This window comes from Erythrobacter sp. WG (assembly GCF_026586795.1).
GTDB lineage: Bacteria > Pseudomonadota > Alphaproteobacteria > Sphingomonadales > Sphingomonadaceae > Erythrobacter.
On the sequence record NZ_JAPFGY010000004.1, the window covers coordinates 110,292 to 130,426 of the forward strand.

The following is a 20,135-nucleotide window of genomic DNA, read 5'->3' on the forward strand; positions in this document are numbered from 1 at the left end:
GGCGCCGCACTCATCGCGGATGAACGGGGACGAGGACCTATGAATTTCGAGCTCGATCACGAACACGCCATGCTCAAGGAGCTGGTCGGCAAGTTCGTGCGCGACCAGTTGATGCCCTATGAAAGCGCCGTGATCGCCCGTGAGAATATCGGGCAGGGCACCTACCTCACGCCGGAAGAAACCGCGAAGGTCGATGCCGCCAGCCGCGAGCTCGGTCTGTGGGGCCTCGACGCGCCCGAGGAGGTGGGCGGCATGAACCTGCCGATGGTGGCGATGGTCGGCGTCTCCGAGGAGCTCGGCAAGACAGTGGTGCCCTATTACCTCCCGCCCGACAGCCCGAACCTCAGGATGCTGATGGTTGCCGCCGACGAGCGGCAGCGCGAAGCCTACCTCGAACCCTATGTGCGCGGCGAGACCATCTCCGCGATCGGCATCTCGGAACCCGGCGCGGGCGCGGACCCGCAGGGAATGCGCACCACTGCCGTGCAAGACGGCGACGACTGGATCATCAACGGCCGCAAGATCTGGATTACCAAGGGCGCCGAGGCCGACTTCACCATCCTTATGGCGGTGACCGACAAGAACCCCGGCGGGCGCAACGGGATGTCGGCTTTCCTTGTCGACAAGGGCACGCCCGGCTTCAACGTCACCCGCAAGATCCCGATGATCGACGGCACGGCCACCTACGAGATCGCTCTGGAGGATTGCCGGGTGCCGGGCTGGAAGCTTCTCGGCAAGCGCGGGCAGGGCTTTGCGCCGATGCAGGTGCGGCTCGGCACGCGGCGGATCGAGATGGCGTCGTGGTCGATCGGCATGGCGCAGCGCGCGATGGAGATGATGATCGACTACGCGCCCCAGCGCAGCACCTTCGGCAAGCCCCTGTCGGCGCGCCAGACGGTGCAGAACTGGATTTCCGACGCCGCCACCAAGATCCACGCCATGCGGCTGATGACCTACGACTGCGCGTGGAAGATCGACCAAGGCCGCGACACCCGCAGCGAAATCTCGATGATCAAGAGCTTCTGCACCGAAAGCGCCTACGAGATCGTCGACCACGCGATGCAGCTTTACGGCGGCATGGGCATGACCCGCGAGCTGCCGCTTTACCTGATGAGCAACAAGCTGCGCACCATGCGCATCTACGACGGCCCGAGCGAGATCCACAACTGGGTGGTCGCGCGCGGGCTCTTGGGGACCAGCGAGTAGGGCGACGCGCGCCCGCTCGGTCGAACGGGGGAGGGCACGAAAGCGAAGGCCCGGCCGCGCGCGTCGCGCGGCCGGGCCTTGCTCTTCCTGCCTCCCGGAAGGATCAGTACCTTGCGGTCACCCCGAGGAAGAACGCGCGCCCCATGCCCGAGACCGGATAGGCCGAGCTCGAGATGTAGGGGATCTCGTTCGTCAGGTTGTTGATCCCGCCGTAGAGCGAGAATTCGTCCGTCACGTCGAGGTTGAACGCGACGTTGTGGATCCAGTAATCGGGCGCGAAGCCCGCGGGGCCGAATTCGGTGTCGATGCGCTCGATCTCGATGGCCCCGGCGACGGCGGTGGATTCGATGTACTGCACGCCGTAGTTGAGGCTGAAGTCGCCGCGGTTCCAGGTCACATTGGCAAAGCCCGACCACTCCGGCGCGCCGAGTTCGCGCAGGCCCGGGTTGACGAAGTCGGTGCGCACCGGATCGAAGAAGCGGTCGAGCCGCTCGGTCCAGTTGCCGACCAGCGCGAGGTTGAAGTTGTTCTTGCCGAGGCTGAACGCATAGTTCGCCTGGAAGTCGATCCCGCGCGTTTCGAGCTTGGCGAAGTTGATTTGCGTCTGGGTCAGGAAGTTGAAGCCCCGGTTCCCCGGGTTGCGGGTGAACAGCGTGCAGAAGTTGTTGGGGAAGGTCGGCAGGTCATAGCAGGTGTTGACGATCGTCTGCGCATCGACCGCCTGGATCGCGTCGGTGATCTCGATCGCGTAGTAATCTGCCGAGACCGAGAAGCCGGGGATAAAGCGCGGCTGGATGACGCCGCCCACGCTCCAGGTGGTGGCGGTTTCCTCCCTGAGGTTGGGGTTGCCCCCCGAGGTGCCCGAGAAGCGCGCGGTGAGCGGGTCCTCGTAGCCGACCGGGATGTTGTCCGCCCGGCAATTGCGCAGGCGGGTCTGCGCGTTGGGCCGGTTCTCGCGGATCAGCTGGTCGATCAGCGACTGGTTGCACGGGTCGTTGGGACGGAAGGTCGCGCCCTGCTGCGGGTTGAACAGTTCCGCGATGTTCGGCGCGCGCACCGCGCGGGCATAGCTGCCGCGCAGGCGGATGTCGCGGATCGGCGCCCACACCCCGTTGGCGTTCCAGGTGAAGTTGCCGCCGACAGTCGAGTAGTCGGCATAGCGGCCCGCCGCGCCAAAGCTCAGTTCGTGGAAGAACGGCATATCGGCGAGCAGCGGCACGCGGATTTCGCCGAAGACCTCCTTCACGTCGAACGAGCCGCCGGCGTTGAACTGGCGGGTGGTGGGATCGAACACCAGCCGCTGGTTGCGCGACACGTTGCCGATGAAGGTGCCGGCCGGGCCGGCGGGCGAGCCGGCGGGCAGGAGGCCGAGGATCAGGTCGTCGAAGCGCGAACGCGAGGACTCGTCGCGATATTCGCCGCCGACGAGGAACGAGATCGGACCGCCCGGCAGGTTGAGGAACGCGCCGGTGTCGCCGTTCAGCATCCCGGTGATGACCGTCTGCTCGAGGCGGAAGCGGTTGGTGGTCGGCGTGGTGATCCAGTTGGCCGCTTCCGGGGTGACCGAATTCACGCCGCGGAACAGGTTGACCGGCACGCAGCCCGAATTGGCGCCGGGCGTGAAGGTGAAGAAGCCGGGCGCGATGACCGGGAAGAACTCCGAGCCCGGGTGCGGGGCGGCGGTGGGGTTGAGGGTCGAGCGGCAGGTCGGGCCGTTGGGCCCCTGGACGACATCGATCGCGGCGAACAGACGGTCGTAGCGCACCGAGTTGCTGGAGGTGTTGACGTTGTCCGTGCGGCCGTAGTTGCCGACCAGCTGGTACTTGAGGTGCGGGGTGATGTCGCCGTCGATCCCGCCAACGATCCGGTAGGTGTCGCGCTCGGCGGTCGAGATGCCCGGCCCGAGGTCGAGGAAGTCGCGGCTGATGCGCAGGCCGCGCGCGGCGGTGGCATCGGCGCGCAGCGCCTGCGGGATGAAAGGGTTTTCCGGGAAGATCAGCAGCGTGTCGTAGAAGCTGTTGTAGTTGTTGCGGCTGACCGTGTTGTTGCGGGTGTACTTGGCATCGATCCAGATCCGCGCCGCATCGGAAAACTCGTAGCTGGCGCGCAGGTTGGCATAGATGCGTTCCGAGCCCGGGATCAGCGAGGTCTGGTTGGTGCGCTCGACCGAGCCGTCGCCGCCGAACTGGTTGGTGCCGGTCGAGATCACCCCGTCGCGCACGATCCGCACGTTGCCCTGGGTATCGGTCACGTAGCACCCGCCGCCGCCGCCGGCGAGGCGGCCGGTGAAGGTTTCATTGCAGTCGCCCACCCCGTTGCCATTGATGTCGGCGGAAAAGAAGCCGAAGTCGCGGCGGTAGATCAGGCCGGCGTTGGACGAGATGGCGAAGCGCGGGTCGCCGCCGATGACGAACGTCGGGGCCGACGCCGCGCGCGCGATCAGCGCCTGTTCGGCCGCGGTCAGAGCGACGCCCGGGAACTGCGTTGCAGCCTGGGCGGCAGTCGGGATCACCGCGCCGTAGGGAAAGCGGGTCGCCGATGCGCCGGGGCCGCCGATGCGGTAGAAGTTCGCGAAGTTCGGCGTTGCCGCGGCGGTGATTTCGCCGACCTGGAAGCGCCGCAGCGGGTTGGCGTAGGTCGTCGAGTTGTTGCCGCGCCCGTTGTCGCGGGTGAAGGCCCGCGCGCCCATCAGGATCTCGTTGTCCTTGGTGTAGCCGGCCGCGAGGGTCACGTTGCCGCGCCCGCCGCCGAAGTTCTTGCCGACCAGACCCTCGATCCGCGCGGTGCGCCCGTCGCCGGCGGAGGAGATGCCCATCTGCGCATCGATCTGGACGCCCTCGAAATCGCGCTTGAGGATGTAGTTGACGACGCCCGTCACCGCGTCCGCGCCGTAGATCGCGGACGCGCCGCCGGTGAGCACGTCGACGCGTTCGATGAGGCCGCGCGGAATGGTCGAGACGTCGACCGACTGGGTGCCGGCCACGCCCGAGACGTGCCGCCAGCCGTCGACCAGCACGAGGGTGCGGTTCGCGCCGAGCTGGCGCAGGTTGATCGAGGCCTGGCCGACCGTGTTGGCGCCGCCCGGCACGGCGGGCCCGCGCTCGAGCGAGTCGGCGACGGTGCTCGAGGAGATCAGCGCCGGGATCAGCCGCAGCGCGGCGGTCGGATCGCTGGCGCCGAAGTTCCTGAGCGAGGTCGCATCGACGGTCGTCACGGGCACCGGCTCGGTGGAATTGGGATCGCGCTTGAGGCGCGAGCCGGTGACGACGATCGGCGTGGAATCTTCCGCCGTCGCGGTGTCCTCCTGCGCCGCGCTGTCTTGCGCGTGCAGCGGTGCGGCCGCGATCAGCGCCGCGGCGATCGCCGGCAGCGAGGCCATGGAGAAAGTCGAGTTCGTGAAACGCATGATGTCTACCTCGCGAGATACAAGCCGTAGGACCGGCCGAAACCGCGGCTGGCGCGGCGTCGATCCTGTCGTCGCCAGGCGCGCTGTGGCGGGGAGCCCGTCGCTCTCCCCTACCGCGTCCTGCCGGTCCTTCCTGCGCGAGATCGGATGGCCGGGCTTTACGCCCTGTGCCTGCCCGCCCCCTGAAGCGGCGCGCCCCGCGTGGGGTGGCGCCGGGGATGACTATCGCAAATGACGCGATCCGCCGTAAGCGCAAACATATGTTAGTCTTCCGATATAGCGGTTTTGGCAGGCAGGTGTGGCCGCCAGGACACATTGTCCTGAGCGAAGGATCGGCGCTGCGTGGATGCGAAGTCCGGGCGCGGCGCGCCTGCTGCACTCGATCGGCTACAGCACCCGGCGATAGGGCTCGCCCGGCAGCACCGCGCGATGGGGATCGCCGATCACGGCTTCCTTGATGTCGACATGGCGCGGCCGGTCGCCGCGCAGGGCCAGCTGGCGGTTGACGCGGCGCACCAGATCGAAGGGCTCGAAGGGCTTTGAGAGGAAGTCCTGCGCCCCGGCGAAGATCGCCTGCGCGCGGTCCTCGTCGCCGCGCATCGCGGTGAACATCATCACCGGCAGATCGTAGAGCTCGGCCGAGAGGCGCAGGCGCCTGAGGAACGTGAGGCCGGATTCGCCCGGCATCCCCTGGTCGAGCAGCAGCAGGTCGGGCCGCTTGCGCTGCACGCAGCGCCACGCATCCGCCGCGCTCGTCACCCAGCCGCAGGCGTGCCCTGCGTCGATCAGCACCTCGCTGGCGAGTTCGGCGATCAGCTCGTCGTCGTCGGCAATCAGGATGCGGGCCATGTGCGGGTCTGCCATGCTCGAAGGGGATGGGAAACGCAGGGTTAACCACGCACGCCTTGGGACGGGCCTGCCGCGCCCCCTCGCACAAGTGCCTAGGGGATTTGCCGGAGGCCTGCTTGCCCCTGCGGGACCCGGCTGTAAGGGTCCGCCCCCATGACCAGCGATTCTCCCGCGGCCGCCCGGATCGGCCCCTTCTATGTCACACAGGGCATTCACAACCTTCGCGACTATGGCGGCTATCGGGCCGGCGGCGGAGGTCGGGTGAAGACCGGGCTGCTGTTCCGGTCGGGCCAGCACTTCGAGGCGAGCGAGGCGGACCTCGCGCTTGTCCATGCGCTCGGTATCCGCACCGTGATCGACCTGCGCGGCACCAGCGAGCGCACCGGCTTTCCCTGCCGCCGCCACCCGGACTTCGGCGCCGAGGTGATCGCCTACGACGGGGAGACCACCAACTCGCCGCCGCACGAGGGCGGAGGCGGCCGGGTGGAGATGACCGCGCAGAAGGCGCGCGAGCGGATGCTGGCGGTCTATACGCGGATGCCCGTCAATCCGGCAATGATCTGGGTGTTCCGCGAATATTTCCGCGCGCTGGACGCGAATGAGGGCGGCAGCCTCGTCCACTGCTTTGCCGGCAAGGACCGCACCGGCATGGCGGCGAGCCTGCTGCTCCACGTGCTCGGCGTCCACCGCGACGATTACACGGCCGAGTTTTTGCTCACCAACGAGGCGCCGACCCGCGCAATCCTCGAGCGCCAGTCGCTCCCCCGGATGCAGGCGCATTTCGGCACCATCGATCCCGAGGCGCTGCACAACCTGATGGGGGTGCTGCCCGAATACATCGACACCTACATCGCCAAGGTCGAAGCGGATCACGGATCGCTCGACACCTATCTCGAGGCAATCCTGGGTGTGGACGGGGCAAGAAAAGAGCGCCTGAGGGCCAAGCTCGTGGCGTGACTTTTCGCACCGGCCGCCCCATATCGCTCGCTCGAGATTCCCACCGCAAGGCGCACCCATCATGGCCACCCACACCACCAAGCTGCTCATCATCGGCTCCGGCCCGGCCGGCTACTCCGCCGCGATCTACGCCGCGCGCGCGATGCTGGAACCGATCGTCGTTCAGGGCCTCCAGCCCGGCGGGCAGCTCACCATCACCACCGATGTCGAGAACTACCCCGGCTTCCGCGATGTGGTGCAGGGCCCGTGGCTGATGGAGGAAATGCGCGCCCAGGCCGAACACGTCGGCACGCGAATGATCTGGGACACGATCGTCACCGTCGATCTCGAACACGGCTCGCCGTTCCGCGCGATCGGCGACAGCGGGGACGAATACATCGCCGATTGCGTGGTGATCTGCACCGGTGCGCAGGCCAAGTGGCTGGGCGTTCCCGGCGAGATGGCGCTGGGCGGCAAGGGCGTCTCGGCCTGCGCGACCTGCGACGGGTTCTTCTACCGCGGCAAGAAGGTCGCGGTGATCGGCGGCGGCAACACCGCGGTGGAAGAGGCGCTCTACCTCACCAACCACTCCGACAACGTCATCCTGATCCACCGCCGCGATTCCCTGCGCGCCGAGAAGATCCTGCAGGAGCGGCTCTTCGCCAATCCCAAGATCACGGTGCTCTGGAACAAGGCGGTCGACAGCTTCGAGGCGGGGGAGAACGGGATGCTCCACCATCTCGCGCTGACCGACACGGTGACGGGCGAGGCGAGCACGCTGGAGGTCGACGGGGCCTTCGTCGCGATCGGCCATGCGCCGGCGACCTCGCTGTTCACCGGCAAGCTGCCGATGGACGAGGCGGGCTACCTCCTCACCGAACCCGGCACGCCCAAGACCGCGATCCCCGGGGTCTTCGCTGCCGGCGACGTGACCGATCACGTCTACCGCCAGGCGGTGACCGCGGCGGGGATGGGCTGCATGGCGGCCTTGGACGCCGAACGCTGGCTCGCCAGCCGTGCGCACGCCGAGCAGCAAGCCGAGGCGGCGGAGTAGGTAGGGAGGAAGCCCACCCCCGGCCCCTCCCGCAAGCGCGAGGGGAGCATCAGCGCGACATGGTCCCCCTCCCGCCTGCGGGAGGGGTCAGGGGTGGGCCTGACCGGCCTCACCCGTACGCGTGGAACACCGCGATCCCCGCGTGCAGGATCAGCGCCATCAGCGCAAGGCTCGACAGCGCGAAGAGAGCGAAGCGCACCACGACCTTGTTCCACGTCGCCTGCACGATGCTGTGCAGGACCCTGAAGGCGACATAGGCCCAGGCGATCGTCGCATTCAGCCCGTCGCCCTGACCGATGATCGCCAGCACGATGGCCACCGCGTAGAACAGCGTCGGCGCCTCGTGGAGGTGGTTGTAGTTGTCCGCCTTCCAGCTGACCCGGTCGGGCAGCTGCGCCCGCAGGCTTGCGCCGGTCGATCCGACCATCCCCTTGGCGTCGATCCCCGCCTTGAGCATCGCCGGGATGCGGGTCGCATACATCCACACCCACATCACCATCGTCCACGCCAGCAGCGCGACGACGGGCCGAAGAATGTCCATTCCGATCATCGGGTTCGTCTCCTCAAGCCGGCAGGGCGGACGGGTCGGCGAAGGCGGTCGCCATCACCGCGCGGATCGCCAGGGTCAGCAGCACCAGCGCGCTGGCGCAGAACAGCGCGAAGCGCACGGGGATGGTGTTGACGAAGATCTGCCACAACGAATGCAGCACCCGCAGCGCAAGGTAGCCCCACGCCAGCGCCACATCGAGCGCGCCCGGCCCGGTGATCGCGAGGATCACCGCCACGGCATAGAACAGCGTGGGCTGTTCGTGGAGGTGAGTGTGGTTGTGCGCCGGCCAGTTCGCCTTGTCCGGGATCACTCCCTCGAGATCGTTGCCGCGCACGCCGACCTTGCGGGGCAGGGTGGATTTGTCCGCGACCTTGGCGATGGCGCCGAAGCGCGCCGGGATGATCGCGAACATGACGATGATCGTCCACACCACCAGCAGGGCGGCGGGCGCGAGTATCTGCGCTTGCATTCGAAGGATCCCCTGGGCTGGGCCTCTTGTGACAGCCTTGCTGCAAGAGCGCGGACCGATTGTCAAATGCAACCGATCCGCTAGCCTGGCGCGCCATGCACCTCCTCCACGATCCCGCCGCCCCGGCTGCCGCACCGATCGCCTTCGACGACTTCCTGAAGGTCGACATCCGCGCCGGCCGCATCCTCGCCGCCGAGCCTTTCCCGCAGGCGCGCAAGCCCTCGCTGAAGCTCACCATCGACTTCGGCGCAGGGGTGGGGGTCAAACGCTCCTCGGCGCAGATCGCCGATCTCTACGCGCCCGAGGCGCTGGTGGGCCGGATGGTCGCAGCGGTGGTCAACTTCCCCCCGCGCCAGATCGGCAAGTTCATGTCCGAGGTGCTGACCCTCGGCTTTCCCGACGCGGAAGGCCGCGTGGTGCTGTTCCAGCCCGACGCCGAGGTGCCCCCCGGCGCGCGGCTGTTCTGAGAGGGTTGTCATGAAAGCCCGCCTCGTGAGAGCGGCTGCCGCCGGGGCCCGAAGCTGAAGCACGCGGGCGCACTGGGCAAACTTCCGCCGCGCAGCGGACGACTGGTTCTGGGATCGTCCGGTCGGGGTTTCAATGACCGCAAGTGGGTGGTTACTCACCTTTCCGCCGTAACGTCCTATCCGCCATCCAGACGTGGAACAGTTGAACCGCGACGAAGATCGCACCGAGAGCGATGAAAGCCGGCACCACCATCCCTTCCTGTCCCGGTCGAGGTCGGGAATAAGAGAGCAAAAGAGAAAATCCAAAAAGCGAAGCGATCGAGATTGCCGGAAAGAATGCTAGTGCAATTGGGCGCGGAGCAGACCAAGTCACCTCGCCATTGAGCCACCACTTCATAGGCAATCGCTTCTCATTGGCAAAATGAGCATTCGCCCAGATCGCCACGCAAACGATGACAAAGCTGAAAACTACTCCGACGAAAAAAGCGCTCATGGCAACCTCCCACGGGTAGATATTAGCATAACTACAGCAGTCAGCTATGGGGTCGCTAGCGGAATGGCAGGTTTTTTGCTGCGACTGTGAATAGCGGACAAGATCAACCGACCGGTTCGCAAATGCGCTGAGGATCGGCGCCAGGCGCCGTGCCCGCTGCCCGTTGCGGCGCTGTCAGGGGTGTCGGGGCCGGTCGGCAAGGGGGCTAAGCCTCCGGCTCCCACTCGGGCGGGACGGCGAAGGCGTCGGCCCATTCGGGGTGTTTGCGATACTGGGCGCGGACATAGGGGCAATAGGGCAGCACCCGGAAGCCGCGCGCGCGGGCGTCGGCGACGAGGTGTTCGACGAGCGCGAAGGCCGCGCCCGTGCCCCTGAGGCTGTCGGGGGCGATGGTGTGATCGGCGCTGATGATGCCCTCTTCCCGGTGGGTGAAGGCGATGTACGCCTCGCCCTCGCGACCTTCGACCGTGGCGATGTAGCGGCCCTTGCGCGCCCCGTCCTCGAGGCGGATGGTGATGTCGCTCATCGTCAGAAGCCCTTGAATTCGGGGAGCGGGGTGAACTCGGTGTTGTCGTTCGGCGGGAGGGTCCAGCGCCCCTCGCGCCAGTCCTCGGCGGCCTCAGCGATGCGGTCCTTGGAGGAATGGACGAAATTCCAGAACATGAAGCGCTCCCCCACCGGCTCGCCGCCGAGCACCATGACGGTCGCCTCGGTTGTGGCGACCAGCGGCACGTCGCCGCCGGGCGACAGCACCGCCATCTGCCCGGCCTCGAGCGTCTGCCCGGCGACTTGAGCCGTCCCGGCGGCGACGAACACCGCGCGCTCCGGATACTCCGCCGGAAGCAGGCGGCGGGTGCCCGCGGCCATCCGCCAGTGGGCATAGAACTGCGGGGAGTGGGTCGGGGTGGGCGCGGTCAGGCCCTCCATCGTCCCGGCGATCAGGCGCCCGGTCAGCCCCGGCTCGTCCCAGGCGGGCAGCTCGGCGTGGTGCGAGAAGGCAGGCTCGGCCTCCTCGGCCTCCTCCGGCAGTGCCACCCAGGCCTGGATGCCGTGCATCAGCGCGCCGTGGAGGCGGGCGTGCTCGAAGCGTTCCGAATGGGTGATGCCGCGCCCGGCGATCATCCAATTGACCTCGCCCGGGTGGATCTCCTGATGCATGCCAAGGCTGTCGCGGTGGGTGATCGCGCCGTCATAGAGGTAGGTGACGGTGGCAAGGCCGATATGCGGGTGGGGGCGCACGTCGAGCTCGCGCGGGATGCCGGGGGCGAGCTCGACGGGGCCGATGTGGTCGAAGAAGATGTAGGGACCGACCATGCGCCGCGCGTGGAAGGGCAGCACCCGCCCGACGGTGAAGCCGCCGCCGAGGTCGTGGATGCGCTTGGAAATGATGCGTTCGATCATGGCGGGGCTCCTGTCGGTGTGCCCGCCGAACCTAGGCGCGGTGGGGCCGGATTGCACCCCCTGCACCGCGCTCGCCCGATCGCGGCCTGCCACGAGGCACGGGCATGGGTGGGGCCAGACCCCGCCAGGGTGCCGCTCGCCCACCGCCAGACCACTGTCAGACCCTGCCCAGACCCTGCCCAGACCCCTCCCAGACCCCCGCCAGACCGCCGCAGCGGCGGTGTTTCACGTGAAACATCGGAATGGGTCAGGCCGCCGCCGGAATCGCGGGGACGGTGATCGTCCGCTCCCCGCCGAAATCCTCGCGCACCACGATCCGGCCCAGCCGTTCGAGATGGTCGAGCAGGCGCCGCACCCGGCTGGGCGAGGCGCTGCCATAGAGCCGCCCCAGCTCCTCCTCGCCGGGCATCGGGCGCCCGGTGTGCGCAGCGATGAGGATCGCGAGGTAGGGGGCGAGGCAGTCCTCGTCGCACCCCTCCGCCGCCGCCTCGATGGCGCTGCGAGCCGGTTCCGCGACCGCGTCCAAGCCGCTGACGGCAAAGGCAAAAAGCCGCCGGAAGCGGGCGAGATCGATATGCGCCGAGGCGATGCCCTGCTGGCGGCAGCGCACCGCGAAGTCGCGGAAGCAGGCGGCGGCCGGGCGGAAAGTCGCGCCCTCTTCTGCGGCAAGGGTGCGAATGACCTCCTCGGCGCCGCCGGCAGGAGAGGGGGCCGGGGCGGTCGCAGGCGGCGGAGCGGGGCGCGGTGGCTCCGCAGGCTCGGGCAGGGGCGCCGCTGTTGGGATCACCGCGGGCGGCACGGGGGCGTGGGCGATCTTCTCCTCCACGTCGGCCTTGGGAAGCGGCGGCGGGGGTGCGCGGCGCGCGGGCTGCGGCTGGGTGGCGGCCTCGGCGAGGCGGTCGGTGAGGAGCGCCTCCATCGCCCCTTCCTCGGCCTGCGGGAGCGGGATCAGCCCCTGGCCGCCGCCGCGCCCGGCGGTCCGCACCGCGCCAACCTGGACCGCCACCGGGCGCCGACTGATCGCCGGGCCGAGGCCGAGGAACTGCCCGCGCTGGAGGTCGCGGATGCGCTCGGCCTGCCGCCGGTCCATGCCGAGGAGGTCGGCGGCGCGCTGCATGTCGATGTCGAGAAAAGTGCGCCCCATCAGGAAGTTGCTGGCTTCGGCGGCGACGTTCTTGGCGAGCTTGGCGAGCCGCTGGGTGGCGACGATCCCGGCCAGACCGCGCTTCCTGCCCCGGCACATGAGGTTGGTCATGGCCGCAAGGGTCATGCGCCGCACCTCGTCGTTCATCTCGCCCGCCGCGGCCGGGGCGAACATCTGCGCCTCGTCGACCACCACCAGCGCCGGATACCAGTGCTCGCGCGGGGCGTCGAACAGGGCGGTGAGGAACAGCGCGGCGCAGCGGATCTGCTGCTCGACCTCGAGCTCGTCGAGCGCCAGCACCACCGAGGCGCGGTGCTGGCGGACGCGCGCCGCCAGGGCCTCGATCTCGCGCGGGGAATAGGCGGCGGCGTCGATCACCACGTGGTCGAAGGCGTCGGCGAGGGTGACGAAATCGCCCTCCGGGTCGATGACGATCTGTTGGACTTGGCCCGCGCATTCCTCCAGCAGGCGGCGCAAGAGGTGCGACTTGCCTGAGCCCGAATTGCCCTGGACGAGCAGCCGGGTCGCGAGGAGTTCGGCGAGATCGATGCCGATGGCCTCGCCCCCGGGCCCGCGTCCGATGTCGATCCTTGCCGTCATGGCTCAGGGGATTAGGCACGCGGGCGCGGTGCGCAAAGGCGGAGGCGCGAGTTTTCCAGCGATTTGCGTTCAGGCGCCGGAAGCGGGCGCGATCAGCAGCTTGGTCGCCGCCTCGGACGCCGTGCGCGATACGGCGAGGGCGGCTGTGACCTGCCCCGCCGCCTCGGCGCGGTAGGTGCCGAAGGCGAGGCCCTCGAACAGCGCGAAGCCGTCGAAATCGGTCACTGCGCGCGCCGCCTCCCGGCCCGCCGCGTCGCGCAGCACCACGGGGACGCCGGAGCGCGGGGAGCGCTGGTCGCCGGCGACGAGCACCACCTGCACCTCGATGCTGCCCGTCGGGCGCAGCGGCACGGCAAGGTGGCGGACCTCGCCGGGGCGCAGCATCAGGCGGTCGCCGGGGCGGGCGGGGCGCAAAGTGAAGTCGGCGAGCGAGGCCATCTGGGTCTCGATGTCGACCGACGGTCCCGGGGCGATGCCGCCGATCAGCACCCTGCCGTCCTTGCCCGTCGCCTCGCGCCGCAGCGAGGCGCCGACGATGAAGCGCCCCCCTTCGACCGGTTCCTCGCCCGCATCGCGCGCGCCGTCGCCGTCCTCGTCGACGAACATCTCGGCCATGATCGCGCCCGAGCGCGCCACCCCGGCCGGTGCCGTGCGCCAGCGCCCCGCGCCCCGGAACAGACCGAGGGTGACGCCGATCCCCGCACGCCAGCCCGCCTCGTCCCGGCCTGCGGAGGCGCTGAGGCCCAGCGGGCCGAAGCTACGCGCGAAGGTCAGCCCGCCGCCCAGCTTGCCGCTCGCCGCCTGCCAGTCGAGATCGAGCGCGAGGTTGCCCGAGCTGCCGATCCGGCGCGCGGCGGAGAGCGACGCGCCGTCGATCCGCCAGCCTGGCCCAGCCGAGGCGGTGATGCCGCTGCGCAGCCGCCAGGCGCCGGCTCTTGCGGTGAGGCCGAGCGCGGCGGTCGGCTGCCAGCTCTCCGTCCCCTGGCGCACGGCGCCCAGCGTGAGGTTGGCCTGCCAGTCGGGCATCGGCAGCACGATCCGCGCGGCGGCGGCGGAGCGGGTCTCGCCGCCGCGCAGGGTGCCGGTCTGGTAGCGGGCCTGCCACGGCAGGCTGAGGCGCCCCACGCCGATGCGGCCCTGACCGCTCACGGTCATGACCTCGGCAAATTCGCGCACCAGCGGCGGCAGGCCGGCGCCCGTGTCGCGGCCGTGGCGGGCAAGGTCGAAGGCAAGGTCCTGTGCGCCGATCCGCCGGGCGAGCTTGAGGCCTGCGGCGAAGCCGCCGAGCCGGTCGCGCGCGCCGGTCGCCGCCCAGAGCGTGCCCGCCAGCGATCCGTTGAACCCGAGCGCCACCGCCGGCGCCCCGCGCGTGCCCGCGCGCACGTCGAGCCGGGCGGTCACGTCGGGGACCAAGCCATAGTCGAGGCTGGCGAAGAGCGCGGGCCCCGCAGGCTCGCTGGCGAGGCTGGCGCCGATCAGCGGGCGACCGCCGTCGACGATGCCGAAGCTGTAGCCCACCTCGTTCTCGGCGTTCATCTCGGTGCCGACGAGGCGGGTGAAGATCTGGACGTCGCTCTCGCCGCCGGGCCCGTAGAGGCGCACCTCCCAGCGATTGGAGCCGATCCGCACCGGTACGTCGGGAAATCGCCACTGGCCTGCGGCATCGGCCTCGCGGGCCACTGCGACGAGGCGTTCCTCGTGCCACAGCTCGGCCTCCCACCCGGCGGCGAGCGGGCCGGAGAGGGTGACGGTGTCGACCAGATCGGCCCGCCATGGCGCGCGGCTGGAGACGACGAGGCCCCGCCCCGCGAGCGCGTCGGCGATCAGCGGCTGGGCGGGGGCGGCGATGTCGCCGAGCGCGAGGCTGCGCGCCTTCAGTGGGCCAAGCAGGTCCGGGGTATCGCGCGCTTCGGAAAGGGTGAACCCAGGGGTGAGGTTGCCCTCGGCCGAGACTGCAAGGCCGATCCGGCCGGCGAGGCCGAACAATGTCCCGCTCGCCAGCAGTCCGGCCGAAAGCTGCTGGCTCCCACCCGTGAGTGCGAGGCCTGCGCTGATGTCGGCGCTCCACAGTGCGGCAGGTGCCTCGGGGAAGGGGAGGAGCGGATAGGCGGGGCGCACGGTCTCGGGCGCGAGGCGCGCCCGGCGCTCTTCTCGCGCGAGCCGCATCAGCACCGGCAGCGCTGCGGTGGCGACCAGCGCGAGGCGCTGGCCGACCGCGTCGTGCGTGAGCGCGAAGGGGAGGTGGCGCGGCACTTCGGTGAGCGGCAGGCACGCGCCGCTCGGGCTCGGAAGCAGCGCGGCGGCGGGGATGGTGACCCGCCGGCGGGGTTCGGGGAGGGTCAGGGCGATCCCCTCGGGCGCCGCCGCATGGACGATCTCGAGCGCATCGAGCAGGGGCACGATGGCGACGCAGCTTCCCCCCGCGTCGCCGAGGTCGTGGAGGGGGATGGCCTCGGCGATGGTGCGCCGGTCGGCGACCAGCGAGGGCAGGGCAAGGCCGTCCGCCGCCGCGCCGGCGCGCTCGGCGGCGGGGCTAGAGCCGAACAACCGGTCGAAAACGCCCTCTTCGTCCTTGGCTTCCTGCGCCCACGCCGGGACGGACCCTGCCGCCGCCGCGAGGGCGCAGAGCAGGGTCAGCCAGCGGCGGGGCCGGGGAACGGGACGGGGCATGGCGGGCGGCCCGGCGCATCGCGTGCGTCAGAGCGTGGCGGTAAGGGTGGCGAGGCGCTTCCCGAGGCTCGCCGGATCGGCCGCGTCGGTCCCGGTGTAGTCGATCCGCACCCGCTTGCCGGCAAGGCCCGCGCGCACCTCCGGCGGCAGCGGGACGATCACGTCCCGGGAGGTATTGGGGGTGTAGATCGCGACCCCGCGCACCACCCAGGCGGGCGCCTTGGCTCCTTCGGGGGTAAGGCTGACATCGCCATAGGTCGACCGCGTGCCCGAGCGGGTGAGACGCACCACCAGCTGATCGGACGCGTCCTTGGCCATCGCGGCGCTGTCCATGGTGACGCTCACCTCGAGCGTGCCGACGCGCAGGATCACCGGGATGGTCAGCGAGCGGATCGCGACAAGCTCGATCGACAGGCTGTTGCCGGCGGGGGTGTCCCCCGCGACGGCCGCCCTCCCGGCACTGACCGGCGCCGACATCAGCCTGAGGTGCGAGCGGTATTCGCCCGGCGCGAGATCGCCCGGCGCGCTCGCCATGATCCGCACCACCTGGCGCGCGCCCGGTTCGAGCACCAGCTGGCGCGGGGAGTAGCGCAGCTTGTCGTCGGCAAAGGCCTCGCCCGGCTGCGCGGTGGGGGCGTCCTCGAGGCTCCCGTCCTCGCGCATCCGGCGGTTTTCGAGGCTGATGCGGAAGGCGGCGGTCTCGCTGCCCTTGTTGACGAGCACGAGTTCGGACGAGCGTGTCTGGGGGGTGAGGACGACGCGGGTCGGGGCGACCAGCAGCTCGGCGGCGGCAGGCACGGGAAGGGCGAGCGCCGCGGCGAGCGCGGCGAGCAAGGGAAGGCGGCGCATGGTGGAAGACCTCACATTGGCAGGGGTGGTCTTGATAAAAGAAGGAGGGCGGGCCTTCGCTGGGGGATGTGTGGTCGGCCCGCCCCCGAGCCTTGGCGTGGCAGGACACCGGATCGGGGAGCCGCGTGCGGATCGACACGCAGCTCCCTTCACCCCCTGCCACGGAGCGCTTACTGGTACTCCACCGCGACGGTGAAGCTGCCGGTGTACTTGCCCGCTTCCTGGCGCACGCCGACATCCAGCGTGCCGCCCACGGTGAAGCTGTCCTCGCCCTTGAGGAGCTGGCCCTTGGCCTTCGAGCCTTCGAAGTTCGAGACGAGCATGGCGTTGCCGTTCTCGTTGACGATCTTGATCTGGCCCGGGAGCGAGATGGTGTAGAAGGCGTCGGCTTCGCCGGTCACTTTGAACGCCGCCGCGGTGTGGTCGGCGGTCAGGCAGGTCAGCGCCGGGCCGCACTTGCGCTCGCCGCCCGAGCTGACGACGACCTGGTCGGCAACCGTGGTCGAGGGCGCGATAGTGCCGAAGTAAAGGTCGGCCGTGTTGCTGATTTCGAGCGGGGCGACGATCTTGGCGCCAGCGCCGGCATCGGCGGTCGGGATTTCGGCGGCCTGCACGGCCGAAGCGCCGGCGAGGGTGGCAACGAGGGTCACAGCGGCAAACATCTTGTTCATAGCATTGGTCCTTTTGGTCTGGTCTCAGTCCAGCGGCGGGAACTGCCGTGGCTGAGCCCCAATGGCCCGGGACCGGCGGGCCTGTCATCGTCGCGGGGGGATAGGCGACGCGGCGCAAGGATGGCCGGCTGCCGCTTCTGGTTAAAGCCGATGCATCGTCCGCCTAGCGGCTTCGCCGGGGGGAAGGGGTGACCTATACGAAAGGATAAGGTTTGCTCGCCATAAGGCCGGATTGCGCGAAGGCAGCGTGCATGGGACGGGCAGGACCCTCCTCACGCGCCCCGACCGAAAGCCTGCGACCAATGCCGACGAACGACAGCCCGAACTATCCTCTCGGCCCCGACGAGCCCGGGCGGCTGGCGGCGCTCGCGGCGCTGGGGGTGCTCGGCACGCCGGCCGACGCGGAACTCGACGTCATCACCCGCCTCGCCGCGGACCGCTTCAACACGCAGATCGCGCTGGTCAGCCTCGTGGATGCCGATCGCCAATGGTTCAAGTCGCGCTTCGGCCTTGCGGCCTCCGAGACCTGTCGCCGCCACAGCTTCTGCACGCATGCCATTGCCGGCAAGGGCGTGATGATGGTCGGCGATGCGACCCGCGACGAACGTTTCGCCGCCAACCCGCTGGTGCTCGGCCCGCCTTACATCCGCTTCTATGCCGGCGCGCCGCTGGTGCTGAAGAGCGGCCACGTGATCGGAACGCTGTGCGTCATCGATTCCGCCCCGCGCGAGGGCCTGTGCGCACATGACTGCGGGATCCTGAAGCTGATGGCGAGCCAGGTCGTCACCTTCCTCGAAGCCCGCGAGATCCGCCAGCAGCAGCGCATCTCGGACCTCATCGCCCGCACCACCACCGACGCCTTCGTCTGCACCGACGCGCACAGCCGCATCACCTTGTGGAACCGCGGAGCCGAGACAATGTTCGGCTGGAGCGGCAGGGAGGCGATCGGCCAGACGCTCGACCTGATTATTCCGGACCGCCACCGGCAAGGCCATCACGCCGGCATTGCTCGCCTGCGCGGGCGCGGCGAGGCGAGGCTGGTCGGCAGCACGGTGGAGGTTCCCGCGCTCACCAAGGACGGGCGCGAGATCCCGGTCGAGCTCTCGCTCGCGATGTGGCCGGGCGAGGGCGAGGCCTGCGATCAGCCGGCAGGCTTTGCCGCGATCATGCGCGATGTCTCCGCGCGCAAGGCCGCCGAGGACGAGCGCGCCGCCACCAAGGCGCGGCTCGCCCGGCAGCTTGCCGCCGTCGAGGCTTCTGACGACGGCATCGCCATGACCGATGCGGCAGGGCAGTTCATCTTCATGAACCGCGCCCACGCGGCGATGTTCGGCTACGAGGATCCCGCGCTGCTGTTCGGCCAGCCGTGGAGCGTGCTCTACGACGCGCACGAGGCGCAGCGCATCGCCGAGGAAGCCATGCCGATCCTCTTCGCGCAGGGACAGTGGCGCGGCGACACGCAGGGCCGCAAGCGCGACGGCACCCCGATCGAGCAGGAGATCGCCCTGTCGCTCTCGCCCGAAGGCGGGATCGTCTGCGTCACCCGCGATGTGGGCGAGCGGCGCGCCATGGAGCGCGAGAAGGCGCGCCTGCGCGAGCAGCTGATGCTCGCCCAGCGCCAGGAGGTGGTCGGCCAGCTCGCAAGCGGCATCGCCCACGATTTCAACAATTTCATCACCGCCATCTCGGGCACGGCGGAACTTCTGCGCAACCTGGGCGACGACCGGGTGCTGCACCATGCGACCCGCATTCAGTCGGCGGCGGTCACCGCCGCGCGGCTGGTCGAGCGGATGCTGACGCTCGGACGCCGAGTGCCGCATCCCAAGCTGGTCGATCTGTCGCGCATGGCCCGCGACGTGCGCGATCTCGTCGCGCCAAGCCTTACCGATCCGCTCCACCGCATCGAACTGGCTGTCCCGTCCACGCCGCTGATGGTGCTGACCGACGACACCGAATTGAACCAGGTGCTGCTGAACCTCGTCCTCAACGCCCGCGACGCGCTGCGGCTGGGCGAAACCGGGCGCATCCGGCTCGAGGTGCTGACGGGCGAGGGCCGCGCGCCCGAGGGCAAGCTGGTGATCGGCACGCTGCCGTCGGTCCCTTCGGCGCTGATCCGCATCAGCGACACCGGCTGCGGTATCGCGCCGGAAGAGCTCGGGAAGGTGTTCGAGCCGTTCTTCACCCGCAAGGGCGAGGCCGGTACGGGCCTCGGGCTTGCCGTCGTCGCCGGGATCATCGCCGGCGCGGGCGGTGCGCTCGCTATCCAGAGCTGGCCCGGTGTGGGCACGATCTTCGAGGTGTGGTGGCCGCTGCACGCCCAGACCGGCGAGCCCGGCGACGAGGATGGCGCGCTGGCCCCGCGCGCGGCGTTGCGCGGACGGACGGTGCTGGTGGTCGACGACAATCCGGCCGTGGTCGACACGCTGGTGGCGATGCTCGAGGAGGTCGGCGCCGAGGCGGGGCCGTGCCTCGACCCGCGCGATGCGGTCACGGCGATCCGCGACGATGCGGCGCTGTGGGATCTCGTTATCACCGATTACGATATGCCGGCGATGAATGGCGCAGACTTCGCGCGCCGGTTGCGCAAGCTGCGGCCCGATCTTCCGATCCTGCTGCTCACCGCTCTGCCCCGCGTGCACAAGCTGCACCAGAAGCAGGTCGGACTGTTCGACGGGGTTCTGGGAAAGCCCGCCAGCACCGCCCAACTCGCAGCCGCCGCTGCCGAGGCCATCACTGCTGCCAGGGAAAGAACCACCTCATGCGTATCCTGATCGCCGACGATCACGAACTGCTGCGCGACGTGCTGCGCTCCTATCTCGAGGCCGAAGGCGGCTTCGCTGTCGAAACCGCCGCCGACCTGCCGGCCGCGCTTGCCAGCATCGCGGCGGCGGCGGAACCGTTCGATCTGGTGGTGCTCGACTACGGGATGCCCGGCATGGCGGGCTACGATGGTCTCCAGAAGGCAATCGCCGCCACGTCCGGGCGTCCGGTCGCGCTGATGTCGGGGCTCGCCCCGCCGGGCGTGGCGGAGAAGGTGCTCAGCGTTGGCGCGGCGGGCTATCTTCCCAAGACCCTGCCGGCCCGCTCGCTGGTCAACGCGATCCGCTTCATGGCGGCGGGCGAAGTCTATATGCCCCTGGATCTCCATCGCCCTTCGCAAGCTGCGCTGCCGGCGCCCTCGGGCCTGTCCCCGCGCGAGGTCGAGGTGCTGGCGCGGCTGTGCTCGGGGCAGGCCAACAAGGAGATCGCGCGCGAATTGAACCTGCGTGAGCCGACCATCAAGCTCCACGTCAAGACGATCTGCCGCAAGCTCGACGCGAGGAACCGCACCCACGCCGCGATGATCGCGCGCGAGCGGGCGCTGTGCTGA

Annotated in this window: 17 protein-coding genes; 6 read left to right on the forward strand and 11 right to left on the reverse strand. The window is 69.6% G+C overall.

Features of this window, described 5'->3' with window-relative positions; genetic code table 11:
* Positions 1-39: 39 nt before the first annotated feature.
* Positions 40-1,206, forward strand: coding sequence for an acyl-CoA dehydrogenase family protein (locus tag OPU67_RS03445; RefSeq protein WP_267617584.1), 1,167 nt, complete (start codon positions 40-42; stop codon positions 1,204-1,206).
* A 103-nt stretch (positions 1,207-1,309) separates the two neighbouring features.
* Here OPU67_RS03445 and OPU67_RS03450 read toward each other — a convergent pair whose 3' ends face one another.
* Both OPU67_RS03450 and OPU67_RS03455 read right to left on the reverse strand, forming a co-directional pair.
* Entirely contained in the window at positions 1,310-4,612 is a 3,303-nt protein-coding gene (locus OPU67_RS03450) for a TonB-dependent receptor domain-containing protein (protein ID WP_267617585.1), read from the reverse strand.
* Positions 4,613-4,999: 387 nt separating this feature from the next.
* Positions 5,000-5,476, reverse strand: a complete 477-nt coding sequence (locus tag OPU67_RS03455; RefSeq protein WP_267617587.1) for a response regulator — start codon at positions 5,474-5,476, stop codon at positions 5,000-5,002.
* 138 nt (positions 5,477-5,614) lie between these two features.
* Between OPU67_RS03455 and OPU67_RS03460 the strand changes: the two genes are divergently transcribed.
* Entirely contained in the window at positions 5,615-6,418 is an 804-nt protein-coding gene (locus tag OPU67_RS03460; RefSeq protein ID WP_267617589.1) for a tyrosine-protein phosphatase, read from the forward strand.
* A 61-nt stretch (positions 6,419-6,479) separates the two neighbouring features.
* The gene (gene trxB, locus OPU67_RS03465) at positions 6,480-7,451 is read left to right on the forward strand and encodes a thioredoxin-disulfide reductase (protein WP_267617591.1); all 972 of its coding nucleotides are present in this window, start codon (positions 6,480-6,482) and stop codon (positions 7,449-7,451) included.
* Between the two features lie 109 nt (positions 7,452-7,560).
* On the opposite strand, the gene OPU67_RS03470 is transcribed toward trxB, so the two are convergent.
* Together OPU67_RS03470 and OPU67_RS03475 are read right to left on the reverse strand one after the other, a co-directional pair.
* Positions 7,561-8,001, reverse strand: a complete 441-nt coding sequence (locus OPU67_RS03470) for an MAPEG family protein (protein ID WP_267617592.1) — start codon at positions 7,999-8,001, stop codon at positions 7,561-7,563.
* A gap of 13 nt (positions 8,002-8,014) precedes the next feature.
* Complete coding sequence (locus OPU67_RS03475) at positions 8,015-8,470, reverse strand: MAPEG family protein (RefSeq protein WP_267617594.1); 456 nt, start codon at positions 8,468-8,470, stop codon at positions 8,015-8,017.
* Positions 8,471-8,565: 95 nt separating this feature from the next.
* On the opposite strand from OPU67_RS03475, the gene OPU67_RS03480 reads away from it, so the two are divergent.
* Positions 8,566-8,937, forward strand: coding sequence for a tRNA-binding protein (locus OPU67_RS03480; protein ID WP_267617595.1), 372 nt, complete (start codon positions 8,566-8,568; stop codon positions 8,935-8,937).
* Between the two features lie 151 nt (positions 8,938-9,088).
* Here OPU67_RS03480 and OPU67_RS03485 read toward each other — a convergent pair whose 3' ends face one another.
* The 7 genes from OPU67_RS03485 to OPU67_RS03515 all read right to left on the reverse strand — a co-directional run bounded on the left by OPU67_RS03485 (position 9,089) and on the right by OPU67_RS03515 (position 16,765).
* Complete coding sequence (locus OPU67_RS03485) at positions 9,089-9,430, reverse strand: hypothetical protein (protein WP_267617597.1); 342 nt, start codon at positions 9,428-9,430, stop codon at positions 9,089-9,091.
* 205 nt (positions 9,431-9,635) lie between these two features.
* Positions 9,636-9,956: a GNAT family N-acetyltransferase gene (locus tag OPU67_RS03490; RefSeq protein WP_267617599.1), complete on the reverse strand. Its 321-nt coding sequence runs from the start codon at positions 9,954-9,956 to the stop codon at positions 9,636-9,638.
* A gap of 2 nt (positions 9,957-9,958) precedes the next feature.
* Entirely contained in the window at positions 9,959-10,831 is an 873-nt protein-coding gene (locus tag OPU67_RS03495; RefSeq protein WP_267617600.1) for a pirin family protein, read from the reverse strand.
* 247 nt (positions 10,832-11,078) lie between these two features.
* Positions 11,079-12,575: an ATP-binding protein gene (locus tag OPU67_RS03500; RefSeq protein ID WP_267617602.1), complete on the reverse strand. Its 1,497-nt coding sequence runs from the start codon at positions 12,573-12,575 to the stop codon at positions 11,079-11,081.
* 69 nt (positions 12,576-12,644) lie between these two features.
* A complete protein-coding gene (locus OPU67_RS03505; RefSeq protein WP_267617604.1) occupies positions 12,645-15,245 on the reverse strand; it encodes a hypothetical protein in 2,601 nt (866 codons plus the stop codon).
* 27 nt (positions 15,246-15,272) lie between these two features.
* Positions 15,273-16,094 (reverse strand): molecular chaperone, encoded by an 822-nt coding sequence (locus tag OPU67_RS03510; RefSeq protein ID WP_267617606.1) that lies wholly within the window; start codon positions 16,092-16,094, stop codon positions 15,273-15,275.
* 170 nt (positions 16,095-16,264) lie between these two features.
* Complete coding sequence (locus OPU67_RS03515) at positions 16,265-16,765, reverse strand: DUF4402 domain-containing protein (protein WP_267617607.1); 501 nt, start codon at positions 16,763-16,765, stop codon at positions 16,265-16,267.
* 302 nt (positions 16,766-17,067) lie between these two features.
* On the opposite strand from OPU67_RS03515, the gene OPU67_RS03520 reads away from it, so the two are divergent.
* Together OPU67_RS03520 and OPU67_RS03525 are read left to right on the forward strand one after the other, a co-directional pair.
* Positions 17,068-19,536 carry a PAS domain S-box protein gene (locus OPU67_RS03520; protein ID WP_267617609.1) on the forward strand — a complete coding sequence of 823 codons (2,469 nt, stop codon included), beginning with the start codon at positions 17,068-17,070 and terminating at the stop codon, positions 19,534-19,536.
* A complete protein-coding gene (locus OPU67_RS03525) occupies positions 19,524-20,135 on the forward strand; it encodes a response regulator transcription factor (protein WP_267617611.1) in 612 nt (203 codons plus the stop codon). Before OPU67_RS03520 ends, OPU67_RS03525 begins: the two co-directional genes overlap by 13 nt.

Coding starts and splice junctions, on each gene's coding strand:
- OPU67_RS03445 (WP_267617584.1), top strand. CDS start 40: ATGAATTTCGAGCTCGATCACGAACACGCCATGCTCAAGGAGCTGGTC.
- OPU67_RS03450 (WP_267617585.1), bottom strand. CDS start 4,612: ATGCGTTTCACGAACTCGACTTTCTCCATGGCCTCGCTGCCGGCGATC.
- OPU67_RS03455 (WP_267617587.1), bottom strand. CDS start 5,476: ATGGCAGACCCGCACATGGCCCGCATCCTGATTGCCGACGACGACGAG.
- OPU67_RS03460 (WP_267617589.1), top strand. CDS start 5,615: ATGACCAGCGATTCTCCCGCGGCCGCCCGGATCGGCCCCTTCTATGTC.
- trxB (WP_267617591.1), top strand. CDS start 6,480: ATGGCCACCCACACCACCAAGCTGCTCATCATCGGCTCCGGCCCGGCC.
- OPU67_RS03470 (WP_267617592.1), bottom strand. CDS start 8,001: ATGATCGGAATGGACATTCTTCGGCCCGTCGTCGCGCTGCTGGCGTGG.
- OPU67_RS03475 (WP_267617594.1), bottom strand. CDS start 8,470: ATGCAAGCGCAGATACTCGCGCCCGCCGCCCTGCTGGTGGTGTGGACG.
- OPU67_RS03480 (WP_267617595.1), top strand. CDS start 8,566: ATGCACCTCCTCCACGATCCCGCCGCCCCGGCTGCCGCACCGATCGCC.
- OPU67_RS03485 (WP_267617597.1), bottom strand. CDS start 9,430: ATGAGCGCTTTTTTCGTCGGAGTAGTTTTCAGCTTTGTCATCGTTTGC.
- OPU67_RS03490 (WP_267617599.1), bottom strand. CDS start 9,956: ATGAGCGACATCACCATCCGCCTCGAGGACGGGGCGCGCAAGGGCCGC.
- OPU67_RS03495 (WP_267617600.1), bottom strand. CDS start 10,831: ATGATCGAACGCATCATTTCCAAGCGCATCCACGACCTCGGCGGCGGC.
- OPU67_RS03500 (WP_267617602.1), bottom strand. CDS start 12,575: ATGACGGCAAGGATCGACATCGGACGCGGGCCCGGGGGCGAGGCCATC.
- OPU67_RS03505 (WP_267617604.1), bottom strand. CDS start 15,245: ATGCCCCGTCCCGTTCCCCGGCCCCGCCGCTGGCTGACCCTGCTCTGC.
- OPU67_RS03510 (WP_267617606.1), bottom strand. CDS start 16,094: ATGCGCCGCCTTCCCTTGCTCGCCGCGCTCGCCGCGGCGCTCGCCCTT.
- OPU67_RS03515 (WP_267617607.1), bottom strand. CDS start 16,765: ATGAACAAGATGTTTGCCGCTGTGACCCTCGTTGCCACCCTCGCCGGC.
- OPU67_RS03520 (WP_267617609.1), top strand. CDS start 17,068: ATGCCGACGAACGACAGCCCGAACTATCCTCTCGGCCCCGACGAGCCC.
- OPU67_RS03525 (WP_267617611.1), top strand. CDS start 19,524: ATGCGTATCCTGATCGCCGACGATCACGAACTGCTGCGCGACGTGCTG.